At 63.5% G+C, this 12,049-nt stretch carries 14 protein-coding genes; 8 read left to right on the forward strand and 6 right to left on the reverse strand.

Translation table 11 applies throughout. The features are described from left to right. Window positions 1-22: 22 nt before the first annotated feature. Window positions 23-1,201, reverse strand: a complete 1,179-nt coding sequence (locus FHS03_RS19000) for a multidrug effflux MFS transporter (RefSeq protein ID WP_183442521.1) — start codon at window positions 1,199-1,201, stop codon at window positions 23-25. 165 nt (window positions 1,202-1,366) lie between these two features. Here FHS03_RS19000 and epsC point away from each other — a divergent pair, with 165 nt between their 5' ends. Continuing rightward, complete coding sequence (gene epsC / locus FHS03_RS19005) at window positions 1,367-2,293, forward strand: serine O-acetyltransferase EpsC (RefSeq protein WP_183442522.1); 927 nt, start codon at window positions 1,367-1,369, stop codon at window positions 2,291-2,293. A 57-nt stretch (window positions 2,294-2,350) separates the two neighbouring features. Here the strand turns inward: epsC and FHS03_RS19010 are convergent, their stop codons facing one another. From FHS03_RS19010 to FHS03_RS19020, 3 genes are read right to left on the reverse strand one after another with little or no spacing between them, the layout of a single operon-like run. Then, a complete protein-coding gene (locus tag FHS03_RS19010; RefSeq protein ID WP_183442523.1) occupies window positions 2,351-3,193 on the reverse strand; it encodes a MetQ/NlpA family ABC transporter substrate-binding protein in 843 nt (280 codons plus the stop codon). 8 nt (window positions 3,194-3,201) lie between these two features. Continuing rightward, window positions 3,202-3,864, reverse strand: a complete 663-nt coding sequence (locus FHS03_RS19015) for a methionine ABC transporter permease (protein ID WP_176347681.1) — start codon at window positions 3,862-3,864, stop codon at window positions 3,202-3,204. Beyond that, window positions 3,857-4,705 carry a methionine ABC transporter ATP-binding protein gene (locus FHS03_RS19020; RefSeq protein ID WP_183442524.1) on the reverse strand — a complete coding sequence of 283 codons (849 nt, stop codon included), beginning with the start codon at window positions 4,703-4,705 and terminating at the stop codon, window positions 3,857-3,859. The genes FHS03_RS19015 and FHS03_RS19020 overlap by 8 nt, the downstream gene beginning before the upstream one ends. A gap of 206 nt (window positions 4,706-4,911) precedes the next feature. Here FHS03_RS19020 and ssuE point away from each other — a divergent pair, with 206 nt between their 5' ends. The 6 genes from ssuE to FHS03_RS19050 all read left to right on the forward strand — a co-directional run bounded on the left by ssuE (window position 4,912) and on the right by FHS03_RS19050 (window position 10,075). Further along, complete coding sequence (ssuE, locus tag FHS03_RS19025) at window positions 4,912-5,538, forward strand: NADPH-dependent FMN reductase (protein ID WP_183442525.1); 627 nt, start codon at window positions 4,912-4,914, stop codon at window positions 5,536-5,538. Between the two features lie 8 nt (window positions 5,539-5,546). Further along, on the forward strand, window positions 5,547-6,515 hold the full coding sequence (locus FHS03_RS19030; protein WP_183442526.1) for a sulfonate ABC transporter substrate-binding protein: 969 nt from the start codon (window positions 5,547-5,549) through the stop codon (window positions 6,513-6,515). Window positions 6,516-6,527: 12 nt separating this feature from the next. Beyond that, on the forward strand, window positions 6,528-7,676 hold the full coding sequence (gene ssuD, locus FHS03_RS19035; protein ID WP_183442527.1) for an FMNH2-dependent alkanesulfonate monooxygenase: 1,149 nt from the start codon (window positions 6,528-6,530) through the stop codon (window positions 7,674-7,676). Further along, window positions 7,676-8,455 (forward strand): aliphatic sulfonate ABC transporter permease SsuC, encoded by a 780-nt coding sequence (gene ssuC / locus FHS03_RS19040; RefSeq protein ID WP_183442528.1) that lies wholly within the window; start codon window positions 7,676-7,678, stop codon window positions 8,453-8,455. The genes ssuD and ssuC overlap by 1 nt, the downstream gene beginning before the upstream one ends. Before the next feature lie 10 nt (window positions 8,456-8,465). Then, window positions 8,466-9,320 (forward strand): ATP-binding cassette domain-containing protein, encoded by an 855-nt coding sequence (locus FHS03_RS19045; protein ID WP_183442529.1) that lies wholly within the window; start codon window positions 8,466-8,468, stop codon window positions 9,318-9,320. A gap of 188 nt (window positions 9,321-9,508) precedes the next feature. Beyond that, window positions 9,509-10,075 carry a YceI family protein gene (locus tag FHS03_RS19050; protein ID WP_183442530.1) on the forward strand — a complete coding sequence of 189 codons (567 nt, stop codon included), beginning with the start codon at window positions 9,509-9,511 and terminating at the stop codon, window positions 10,073-10,075. Window positions 10,076-10,144: 69 nt separating this feature from the next. On the opposite strand, the gene FHS03_RS19055 is transcribed toward FHS03_RS19050, so the two are convergent. Together FHS03_RS19055 and FHS03_RS19060 are read right to left on the reverse strand one after the other, a co-directional pair. After that, on the reverse strand, window positions 10,145-10,729 hold the full coding sequence (locus tag FHS03_RS19055) for a chromate transporter (RefSeq protein WP_183442531.1): 585 nt from the start codon (window positions 10,727-10,729) through the stop codon (window positions 10,145-10,147). Further along, window positions 10,726-11,331: a chromate transporter gene (locus FHS03_RS19060; RefSeq protein ID WP_229426284.1), complete on the reverse strand. Its 606-nt coding sequence runs from the start codon at window positions 11,329-11,331 to the stop codon at window positions 10,726-10,728. The genes FHS03_RS19055 and FHS03_RS19060 overlap by 4 nt, the downstream gene beginning before the upstream one ends. A gap of 156 nt (window positions 11,332-11,487) precedes the next feature. Here FHS03_RS19060 and FHS03_RS19065 point away from each other — a divergent pair, with 156 nt between their 5' ends. Continuing rightward, window positions 11,488-11,715: a hypothetical protein gene (locus FHS03_RS19065; RefSeq protein ID WP_229426285.1), complete on the forward strand. Its 228-nt coding sequence runs from the start codon at window positions 11,488-11,490 to the stop codon at window positions 11,713-11,715. Window positions 11,716-12,049: the final 334 nt, after the last annotated feature.

Genomic DNA, 12,049 nt, shown 5'->3' on the forward strand with positions numbered 1-12,049 from the left:
GGTGGCGCTGGCTTGATCCGCCTTAAGCGGTTTTTTTCTCCGGCAGCGCCAGCACCCAGGCCAGCAAGCTCACCAGCAGAAGGGCGGCAACGCCCACGGCCAGTTTCAGCGCGCTGTCGAACAGCAGCGGCGCCAGCAGGCCGGAGACGGCGGCGAACAAGGTCATCTGGATAAAGGACTGCATCGAGGCTGCCAGGCCGCTGTTTTGCGGGAACATATTCATCGCCATCAGCGACATCGGCGGCATGGAAATCGCCAGTGCCAGCGAATAGAAGAACAGCGGCAGCACGGCCCACGGCACTTCGGCGGTGAAGAAGTAGTTATAGGCCACGTTCACCAGGGCCGACGCCACCATGCCCGCATAGCTGATCCACACTAGCGTCGGCTGCGAGTAGCGGTGCGCCAGCTTGCCGGCCATGCCGGAGCCGATCACCATGCCGCTGATCAGCGGAATGAAGAGCCAGGCGAAGGCCGTCTCCGGCAGGTGCAGGATGGTCATGATGAAGTAGGCCGCCGAGCCGATATACAGGGCGAAGCCGCCGAAAGCCAGGCCGAGGGCCACAGCCAGCATCAGGAATTTACGGTTGCGCAGCACTTTCCAGTAATTGCCGGCGATGGTGCCGAGGTGCAGGGGATGGCGGTCCTTCACCGCCAGGCTCTCGGGCAGCCAGCGGTAGACGGCGATGAACATCACCACGCCAAAGGCGGCCAGGAACCAGAAGATCGAGCGCCAGCCGAAGCTCACTTGCAGCCAGCCACCCAGGATCGGCGCAATCGCCGGCGCCAGGCCGAAGAACATCATGATATTCGACAGCATCTTCTGCGCTTCGGCGCCGGAGAAGCGGTCCTGCACGATGGCGCGGGCGATCACGGAACCGGCGCCCGAGGCCAGGCCTTGCAGCACGCGGCAGGCCAGCAGGAAGCCGAGCGAGCCGGCAATCGCGCCGCCGACCGAGGCCACAATGTACAGCACCAGCGACACCAGGATCACCGGCCGCCGCCCGAAGCTGTCGGACAGGGTGCCGTAGAACAGCATCATGAAAGCGAAGGTGAACAGGAAGAGGCTGAGCGTCTGCTGAATCGCGATCGGGCTGGCGTTGAAGGTTTGCGCGATGGCGGGGAAAGAAGGCAAATAGGTGTCGATGGCGAGTGGACCGACCATGGTCAAACCCGCCAACAGGAGCGTCAGCAATATATTCATGGATAAGCTAGGATTGGTTAGGGACGTATTTTACGCCAGCCGGCAGTGGCTTGCTTGCCGCTAGGGATTTGCATATGCGGATTGCGCATATCGATTGCTGAAATTCTTCCTTCATTTTGCGGCGCGGCTTCCATTAAGCTGAACAATTGCGTTTATATTTTAGCCATGACCATCGATACCTTTGACGGCACCGGCGTCAAGCCGGCCCAGTGGAATCTCGACGCCATCGTCCACCAGCTGCGCGTATCGCGCGAAGCCACGCACAATATCCGCCACCAGGGCAGGGTGCGCGAGCTGCCGTCGCGCGAGGCGCTGCAAACCATCGTCAACGGCTTGTCGGCCGTGCTGTTCCCCACCCATTACGGGCGGCCCAACCTGACCGACGAGAGCATCGACTACTTCGTTGGCGACACCTTGAACACCACGCTGAACCGCCTGACGGAGCAAGTGCGGCGTGGCCTGCTGTTTTCGGCCGATACCGATGCGCTCGACGAAACGGAGCTGACGCACAAGGCGCAAGAGATCACGCGCGAGTTCGCGGCCGGCTTGCCGGAGATCCGCGCCTTGCTGGTGTCGGACGTGCAGGCCGCCTATGCGGGCGATCCTGCCGCCACCTCGATCGCCGAGATCATGCTGTGCTACCCGGGCACCATCGCCATCCTGCACTACCGCTTGGCGCATCGCCTGCACCGCCTCGGTTCGCCATTTATTGCGCGCATGATCTGCGACATCAGCCACTCGCTGACCGGCATCGATATCCACCCTGGCGCGCAGATCGGCGCCAGCTTCTTCATCGACCACGGCACCGGCGTGGTGATCGGCGAAACCGCCATCCTCGGCCAGCGCGTGCGCCTCTACCAGCATGTAACCCTGGGCGCGAAACGCTTCCCGGCCGACGCATCGGGCGCGCTGATCAAAGGCACGCCGCGCCACCCGATCGTGGAAGACGATGTGGTCATCTACGCCGGCGCCACGATCCTGGGCCGCATCACCATCGGCGCAGGCTCCACCATCGGCGGCAATGTGTGGCTGACGCAGAGCGTCCCGGCCAACAGCAACGTGTCGCAGGCGCAGATGCGCAACGACTGCTAGGAATGCAAAACGGGACGGCTTCGCAGCCGTCCCGTTTTTCAATCAGCTTGCGAGAATTTACTTCTTCACTGCAGCGGCCTCCATGGCCTGCTGGTAGTCGGTCTTGGAGTAGTTCTTGAAATACTTGTTGGTGATGTCGAGGAATTCGCGCGAGCGGTAGGCGGCGGCGATGTCCTTGGCGAACTGCTTGTCCTTGTCGGCCGTGCGGATGGCCACCAGGTTGATGTAGCTCGGCGAAATCTTCTCGGTGACCAGCGCCTCGGCCAGGCTGATGCCCGACGCTTCAGCGTAATTGCCGTTGATGAAGGAATAGTCAGTGTCCTGCAGCGAGCGTGGCAGCTGGGCCGCTTCCAGCGCGATCAGCTTGACCTTCTTGATATTCGTGGCGACATCGCGTTCCGAGGCGCGCAGCGGATCGACGTCGGCGCGCAGCTTGATCCAGCCTAGTTGGTCCAGCAGCACCAGGGCGCGGGCCTGGTTGGTCGGATCGTTCGGCATGGCGATGGTCGAACCTTCCTTCACCTCGTTCAGCGACTTGTGCTTGCGGCTGTAGATCGCGATGGCGGCGGTTGGAATCGTGATCAGTGGCGACAGCGCCAGCTTATGCTCGGTGGCGAATTTGTTCAGGTAGACGATGTGCTGGAACACATTGGCGTCCAGCGAGCCTTCGGCCAACGCGAAGTTCGGCTGCACATAGTCGTTGAATTCCACGATCTTGACCTTGTAACCCTGTTTTTCCAGGATAGGCTTGATGCCGAGCTTGAGCTGGTCGGCGTATTTACCGGCGCTGGTGCCGATCACGAGATCCTTCGGATCTTTGGCGGCGACGTTGCCGGCGGCGAAGGCCAGTGCGACGGCGCCCAGAATGAGCTTGCGGCGGGTGCTGAAAAGTCGGGACATGGTTTTCCTTAACGTTTGTCGAGATGTTTGGCGAGGCGGTTGCCGCCGAATTGGATGACTTGAACGATGGCGATCAGGATGGCGACGGTAATGACCATCACATCGGTCTCAAAGCGGTAATAGCCGTAGCGGATGGCGAGGTCGCCGATGCCGCCGCCGCCCACCACGCCGGCCACGGCGGAGTAGGAGAGGAAGCTGATCGACAGCACCGTGAGCGCCAGCACCAGGCCGGAACGGGCCTCCACCAGCAGCACATGGAACACGATCTGCAGTTCGCTGGCGCCCATGGCGTGCGCCGCTTCGATCACGCCGCGCGGCACTTCGCGCAGGTTCTGTTCCACCAGGCGGGCAAAGTAGGGGATGGCGGCGAAGGACAGCGGCACGGCGGCGGCCAGCGGGCCGATCGAGGTGCCGGCCAGCACGCGGGTCAGCGGCGTGAGCGCCACCAGCAGGATGATGAAGGGGAAGGAGCGCACCGTGTTCACCAGCCAGCCCAGAATCGTGGCGGCGGGGCGGTTTTGCAGCGACTGGCCTTCGGATACCAGGAAGAGCAGGATGCCGAGCGGGCCGCCGATCAGCACGGCGGCCGACAGGCCGATGCCGAGCATGGTCATGGTTTCGCCGAGGGCGGTCCAGAGTTCAGGCAGCAGGGGGAGCAGTTTCTCAAACATGGGCGGCCTCCTTGGCGGCGGAGGTGGCGGAAGCGTTGGCGGCGCGGGCGTACTGCAGCAGCTCGCGGCCCAGCGCCGTCTTGCGCGGCGTCTCGTCGCCGTCGTTCAAGGCAAATTCTTCGGCCACGGCGCCATCCTCGATCACCGCCACGCGGTTGCAGATTGCGCCCAGCACGTCCAGCTCATGGCTGACGATGACGATGGTCACGCCCAGGCGCTGGTTGACATCCTTCAGCGTTTGCAGCAGGGAGCGCGTGGTTTCCGCATCGAGCGCGGAAGTCGGTTCGTCGCACAGCAGCACGGCCGGTTTGCTGGCCAGGGCGCGGGCAATCGCCACGCGCTGTTTCTGGCCGCCGGAAAGCTGGGCCGGATAGGTGTCGGCCTTGTCGCCCAATTCCACCAGGTCGAGGCAGGCGCGCACGCGCTCTTCGATCTGCGCCTTGTCATGGCTGCCGTGGATGCGCAGCGGGAAGGCAACGTTGTCGAAAACGCTAGCGTTCTGCAGCAGATTGAACTGCTGGAAGATCATGCCGATGTTCTGGCGCGCGTCGCGCAGGGCTTTCTTGCCCAGGGCCGTCAGCTCCTGGCCGTCGATGGTGATGCTGCCGCTGTCGGGGCGTTCCAGCAGATTGAAAAGGCGCAGCAGGGTCGACTTGCCCGCGCCGCTCTTGCCCATCAGCCCAAAGATATCGCCTTCATTGACTTCCAGCGTGACGTTGCGCACGGCGTCGAAACGGCCGCCCTTGGGCAGGGCGAAAGACTTGCTGGCGGCGCCGATACGGATCAGCGCCTTGCCGCGCGGGGTGGCTCCTTGTGGCCGGAGCTTGCTGGGAATAGTCATCGGTGAATCGTGTGTATCCATAGTGAGGGTAAAAGTATCGCTGCTAACGGCTCAGCAGTCCACGACAAATTACTTCTTTGCTTATTCCGATTGGATATGGAGAAGTTTTCGCATAAGGAATTGCAAAACAATTCGTTTTGCTTTTGCGCCGGCCGCCGTAGTCTGGATTGACCGACAACTTTGTGGAAACGAGAAGGGGATACGAGATGAGCATACTCCTGCTGGCCGGCAGTCCGGCCATTCCATCGAATTCCAGCCGGCTGCTGCTGCACATTGGCGATCTGCTGGCGGCGCGCGGCCACCGCCATTCGCGGCTGCATATCCGCGACCTGCCGCCGCGCGCCCTGCTGCATGGCGACAGCGAAGAGTCGACCATCCGCCGCGCGCTGGCCGCGGTGGCGGCGGCCGATGCGCTGGTGATTGCCACGCCGGTGTACAAAGCCGCCTACAGCGGCGCGCTGAAAGCCTTCCTCGACCTGCTGCCGCAGAATGGCCTTGCCAATAAATACATCCTGCCCATCGCCACGGCGGGCAGCCAATCGCACCTGCTGGCGCTGGACTATGCGCTGCGTCCCGTGCTGCAGGCGCTGGAAGCCAAGCAGGTGCTGACCAGCGTGTTCTGCACCACGCATCAATTGCAATGGAACGACGATGCCGGGCTGAATCTGGCTCCCACCATCGCGGCGCGGGTGCAGTCGGGTGTTGAGGAGCTCTCTGGCCTGCTGCGCCATGCGCGTTCCGGCGGCGCCAGCGTGCACGCGGTCGGGCCGCACGCCTTGCCGGCGCGTTCGCTGCGCGACCATCCCTATAACGCGAACAGCCAGGCGGCATAAGGAACAATATGAAGGTAGATAACAAGAGAGCGTTGCGCCGCCGTACGCTGGGCATGCTGGTGGCCGGTATCGTGGCCGGCAGCTTGCCCGGCAGTGCGCGGGCGCAGGGCAGGCCGGTGCTGCGCATCGGTTTGCAGAAATATGGCACGCTGACCTTGCTGAAAGGGCGCGGCACGCTGGAACGCCGCCTCGCCGCGCGCGGCATCGATGTGAAGTGGACTGAGTTCCCTGCCGGCCCGGTGCTGCTGGAAGGGCTGAATGTGGGCAGCATCGATTTCGGTACCGTGGGTGAGGCGCCACCGATCTTCGCCCAGGCGGCGGGCGCGGACCTGGTATATGTCGGCAACGAGCCGCCTTCTCCCACCAGCGAAGCCATCGTGGTGCCGAAGAACTCGGCCTTGCGCGGCGTGGCCGATCTGAAGGGCAAGAAGGTGGCGCTGAACAAGGGTTCGAATGTGCATTACCTGCTGCTCAAGGCGCTGGAGAAGGCCGGCCTGGCTTACCGCGATATCGAAGCGGTATTCCTGCCGCCCGCCGACGCGCGTGCCGCCTTCGAGCGTGGCAGCGTCGACGCCTGGGCCATCTGGGACCCGTTCCTGGCGGCGGCCGAGAAGCAATTGGGCGCGCGCGTGCTGGCCGATGGCCGCGGCATCGTCTCCAACCACCAGTTCTATCTGGCTTCGCGCAGCTATGCGCAGAAAAATCCCGAGATCGTCAGCATCGTCATCGACGAGCTGGCGGCGGTGGACGAGTGGGGCAAACGCAATCAGAAGGAAGTGGCGGCGATCCTGGCGCAGCAGACCGGCCTCGACACCTCGGTGGTGGAGCTGGCGGCGGCGCGCTATGCCTACGGCGTCAAGCCGGTTTCGCATGAGGTGATCCGCGAGCAGCAGAAAGTGGCCGACGCCTTCGCGGCGCTGAAGCTGATACCGAAGCCGATCGCGGTCAAGGACGCGCTGCTGGCGCAGCAACTGTGAGGAGGATGGACGATGTCTTTGAATGTGTTCTGGTTCATCCCCACGCATGGCGACAGCCGCTATCTGGGCACCAGCAAGGGGGCGCGCGCCGTCGACGCCGATTATCTGAAACAGGTGGCGGTGGCCGCCGATTCGCTGGGCTATGACGGCGTGCTGCTGCCGACGGGCCGCTCCTGCGAAGATCCGTGGATCGTCGCATCCTCGCTGATCAATGTGACGAAGAAGCTGAAGTTCCTGGTGGCGGTGCGGCCCGGCCTTTCGACGCCGGGGCTGGCGGTGCGGATGGCGTCGACCTTCGACCGGCTGTCGAATGGACGGCTGCTGATCAATGTGGTGACGGGCGGCGATCCGCAGGAGCTGGAAGCCGATGGCCTGTTCGCCGACCACGCGGAGCGCTATGAGATCTCCGGCGAATTCATCCGCATCTGGCGCGGCGCGCTGGCGGGCGAGGGCGGCGAAGCAGGCTTCCATTTCGAGGGCAAGCATCTGCAGGTGAAAGGGGCCAAGACGCTGTATCCGCCGGTGCAGAAACCGTATCCGCCGCTGTACTTCGGCGGCTCGTCGGAAGCGGCGCACGCGCTGGCGGCCGAGCAGATGGACGTTTATTTGACCTGGGGCGAGCCGCCGGCCGCCGTGGCCGAGAAGATCGCCGACATCCGCGCCCGCGCAGCGCGCCATGGCCGCACCGTGCGCTTCGGCATCCGCCTGCATGTGATCGTGCGCGAGACCAATGAGGCAGCCTGGCGCGCCGCCGATGAGCTGATCAGCCATCTGGACGATGAGGTGATCGCCAAGGCGCAGTCGGTGTTTGCGCGCATGGATTCCGAAGGCCAGCGCCGCATGGCGGCCCTGCATGGCGGACGGCGCGACAAGCTGGAAGTGTCGCCCAATCTGTGGGCGGGCGTGGGCCTGGTGCGCGGCGGCGCCGGCACGGCCTTGGTCGGGGATCCGGAAACAGTGGCCGAGCGCATCCGCGAATATGCGGCACTGGGCATCGAGACCTTTATCTTCTCCGGCTATCCGCACCTGGAAGAGTCCTACCGTTTCGCCGAGCTGCTGTTCCCGCTGCTGGGCAAAGGCGGGCATGCGGGCGAGCAGTCGCTGAGCGGACCTTTCGGCGAAGTGATGGCGACCGAGCTGCTGCCGAGAAGGGCGGCGTAATGGGCCGGCGCTTAAGGAACCATGCCGCGGTCGCGGCGCTGGCGCCCTGGCTGCTGCCGGCGGCGCTGCTGATCGCCTGGGAGCTGGCCTCGCGCATCGGCTGGCTCTCCAGCCGCGTGCTGCCCGAACCGTGGGCGGTGGCGCAGGCCTTCTATACCTTGGCCGCCAGCGGCGAATTGTGGCAGCACCTCGGCAAGAGCTTGTGGCGCGCGACGACCGGCTTTGCCATCGGCGCGGGCAGCGGCCTGGCGCTGGGCCTGCTGACCGGCAGCTTCCGCAGCGCCGCCACGCTGCTCGACACGACGCTGCAGATGATCCGCAATATACCGGCGCTGGCCCTGATTCCGCTGGTGATCCTGTGGTTCGGCATCGACGAAAGCGCCAAGCTGTTCCTGCTGGCGGTGGGCGTGTTCTTTCCGGTCTACCTGAATACCTTCCACGGCATCCGCAACGCCGACCAGAGCCTGATCGAGATGGCGCGCAGCTACGGTCTGCACGGCTGGGCCTTGTACCGCGATGTGATCCTGCCCGGTGCCTTGCCTTCCATCCTGGTGGGCGTGCGTTTCGCGCTTGGCCTGGTGTGGGTGCTGCTGATCGTGGCCGAAACCATTTCGGCGCAGGCGGGCATCGGCTATATGACGATGAACGCGCGCGAGTTCCTGCAAACCGATGTGGTGCTGGTCGGGATCCTGCTGTACGCCTTGCTGGGCAAGGCTGCCGATCTGCTGGCGCGCGCTTTGGAGCGCCATTTCCTGAGCTGGAATCCAGCTTACCGTTAAGGAGAAAACGATGCTTCTGTCTCCGGTTTCCATCGATACCGATCTGTATTACTACGTTGACCCGCCCGAAACCGCGCCGCCGCCGCGTGCGCGCAGCCTGAATGCGCGGCTCGGCGTCAGCGTCAAGCTGCATGGCCTGAGCAAGTCCTATACGCGGACGCGCCCCGTGCTGGACCAGGTGGACTTGCACATCCGTCCGGGCGAATTCGTGGCCGTGGTCGGGCGCAGCGGCTGCGGCAAGAGCACGCTGCTGCGCACCATCGCCCAGCTGGAACAGGCCGACGCCGGCCGCGTCGATATCGCGGGCGGGCGCGTCGAGACCGAGCTGCGCATCATGTTCCAGGAGGCGCGCCTGCTGCCGTGGAAGACCGTGCTGGAAAATGTGGGCTTGGGCGCGCGCCACAGCTGGTATGCGGCGGCGGCCTCGCTGGCCGCCGTCGGCCTGGGCGACCGCTGCGACGACTGGCCGGCCGAACTCTCGGGCGGCCAGCGCCAGCGCGTGGCCCTGGCGCGCGCGCTGCTGCACGAGCCGAATGTGCTGCTGCTGGACGAGCCCTTGGGCGCGCTCGATGCGCTGACCCGCATCGAGATGCAGCAGCTGATCGAGACGCTGTGGCGCGAGCGCGGCTTCACCGCCGTGCTGGTCACGCACGATGTGCAGGAAGCGCTGGCCCTGGCCGACCGCGTGCTGCTGATCGAGGATGGCCGCATTGCGCTCGACCTGACGGTGAATCTGCCCCGTCCGCGCCAGCGCGGCAGCGCCGCATTCGCCGCGCTTGAAGAGCAGTTGCTGGACCGCCTGCTGCAAACCTGCGCCCCATCGGCGCCGCCGCCATACCCTCTGAGCCAGCCTGCCGCCGCCTGAGCACCTTTAAAACCGCCAGGGCGGCGGCTTTCCCCATTCCCGCGTTATCATCATGGCACTGCCGCTATCCATATTTGGCAGGCGTATCCGCATTATCGATTTTTTCGATAGTAAAACGGTAAATTATGCGTTTTACACGCATATTCATCCATGTGCATAATCGGTTCCATCATTTAATCGGAGTCCACATGAAAAAACTGCTCGCCCTCGCACTGGCCGCCGGCTTCTCGCTGTCCGCCTTCGCCGCCCCGGAAACCTTCGTCATCGACGGCAACCACACCTATCCGCGCTTCGAATACAGTCACTTTGGCTATTCGACCCAGGTGGGCCGTTTCGACAAGACCAGCGGCAAGATCGTTATCGACCGCGCCGCTAAAACCGGTTCCGTTGACGTGACCATCGACACCAAATCCGTCGATTCCGGCAACGACACCTTCAACAGCCACCTGCAAGGCGCGGACTTCTTCGACACCGCCAAGTACCCGACCATCAGCTACAAGTCCACCAAATTCAACTTCAGCGGCGACAAGCTGGCGTCGGTCGAAGGCAATCTGACGGTCAAGGGCGTGACCAAACCGGTGACGCTGGAAGTGACGTCCTTCCACTGCGCCCCGCATCCGATGCTCAAGCGCGAGGCCTGTGGCGCCAATGCCGTGGCCAAGATCAAGCGCACCGAGTTCAACGCCGGCAAATACGCGCCAGCCGTCAGCGACGACGTGACCCTGACCTTCGCCATCGAATCGATCAAGGAGTAAGGCCGGGCGCTTCCGCCTGCCTGGAACGGCCCGCCGCGCGCGGGCCGTTGGCGTTTACGGCGCCGCGTCTCAGACCAGGCCCAGGGCGCCCAGCAGCGCGCCCGCCGCCAGCAGCCATAGCAGATGGATGCGCGTGCGCCAGACGATGAGGCCGGCCACGATGGACAGCAGCCACACAGGCCAATGCGTGGCGGCCTCCTGATCGGCGCCGCCGAGGATCAAGCCGGTCGCGACCAGCATCGCAATCACCACCGGCGCCATGCCCTGCTTGAAAGCGCGCACGGCGCGCAGCTCACGGTTACGGTGGCCCCAGCCGGCCGCCAGCAGGGCCACCACGCTGCTGGGCAGCATGATGCCCACCATGGTCACGAGCACACCCAGCACGGCGGCCGCGTAACTGCCCGCATTCAGGCCCACATTCCAGCCCATCAGGGCCACGAACAGCACGTTCGGCCCCGGCGCGGCCTGGGCGATGGCGATCGATTCATTGAACTGGGTCTGGGTCAGCCAGCCGTGCTGTTCGACCAGGAAGCGGTGCATCTCGGCCGTGGTCGAAATCGCGCCGCCCACCGACATGCAGGACAGCAGCAGATACTGGCCGAACAGGTGCAGCCAGTCGCTCCAGCTGAGCACGATATGCAAGGGCGCATTCATGGTTTCAGCCTGCGATACGTGAGCACGCAGCTCAGGCCGCCGATACCGATCAGGGTCGCCAGCATGGGCAGGTGCAGCACGGCCATGAAGATCAGGCCCAGCAGGGCAAAGCCCAAGGTCAGCGGCAAGGGCAGGGGATGGTTTTTCAGCGCCGCCGCCAGCTTGATCCCGGTGGCGGCGATCAGGCCCGCCGCCACCGCCGCCATGCCGCGCAATGCGCCCGCCACTTGCGGATAGCTGGAGAATTCGCCATACAGGCTGGCCAAGCCCAGGGCCACCAGCAGCGGAATCAGCAGCATGCCACCCATGGCCGCCAGCGCGCCCGGCAGGCCGAAATAGCGCGCCCCGATCATCATGCTCATATTGACCACATTCGGTCCGGGCATGCTTTGCGCGACCGACCATTCTTCCAGGAATTCCTCCTGGGTCAGCCAGCGCTTGCGCTCGACCAGTTCGCGCTGGACCACGGCCACCACGCCGCCGAAGCCTTGCAGGGCGAGCAGGGTGAAGGAGATGAAGAGGTCGGCAAGCGACTCGGGGCGGGGGCGGTCGGGGCTGTTTTCCATACAGGGATTATCAGTTGTGGCTTGCTCGATGTCCATTCCGAGCTGCTGCTTTCGCGCAAGCTTGCAAATTGGAAGAAAATCCCTGGAATCATGGGAAGCTGCCATTGACTTTGGCAATTGATATCGGATACTCCTCTCAGACCTGCCGCGGGAACGGCAGCATTCCTAAATTACTTAATCGCTGGAAGGATCATGATGGACGTTTCGACTCTCCACCCGCATCACCTGGCCGAAGTAAGCGAGCTGTTTCAGCAGCGCACAGATTTGCAGAGCAGCGCGATCGTGGACAAGGGCATCGCCGTACAGGACTGCTTCAATACCGTGTGTGCCATCGAGTACCTGAAGTCGCACAACATCAATCCCCAAGTCATCGAAAGGGTCTTGCTGCAACCCGAACAGAGGCGCCGTCTTGTCCATTGAGACCGTCCGCGCCGACACTCCGCCCACTCCGGCGGAGTGTTATGTTATTCACAAAAATTGCTTTTTTTGAATGAGCGTAAATTTTTCGCCACTCTTGCTGTGTGAGAATTTGTGATAATTTAAGTGTTTGATTTTATTGGCTAAAATTATTGCCCATCGAACGAGCAGTTTGTTATAGATGGCGTCGTTACGGGCTGTGTGCCTTGTCAAGCCAGCCTTATCAACAAAGATATCCACAATCGATGTGGATATTTCAAAAAGCGCTTTACAATCCGTCACTTAGGAAGAGATAGCTGAGCCGGGAATAGGAAGAAGAGTGGCCGCGCGAGCCAAT

Source organism: Pseudoduganella violacea, from assembly GCF_014191875.1.
GTDB lineage: Bacteria > Pseudomonadota > Gammaproteobacteria > Burkholderiales > Burkholderiaceae_D > Rugamonas > Rugamonas violacea_A.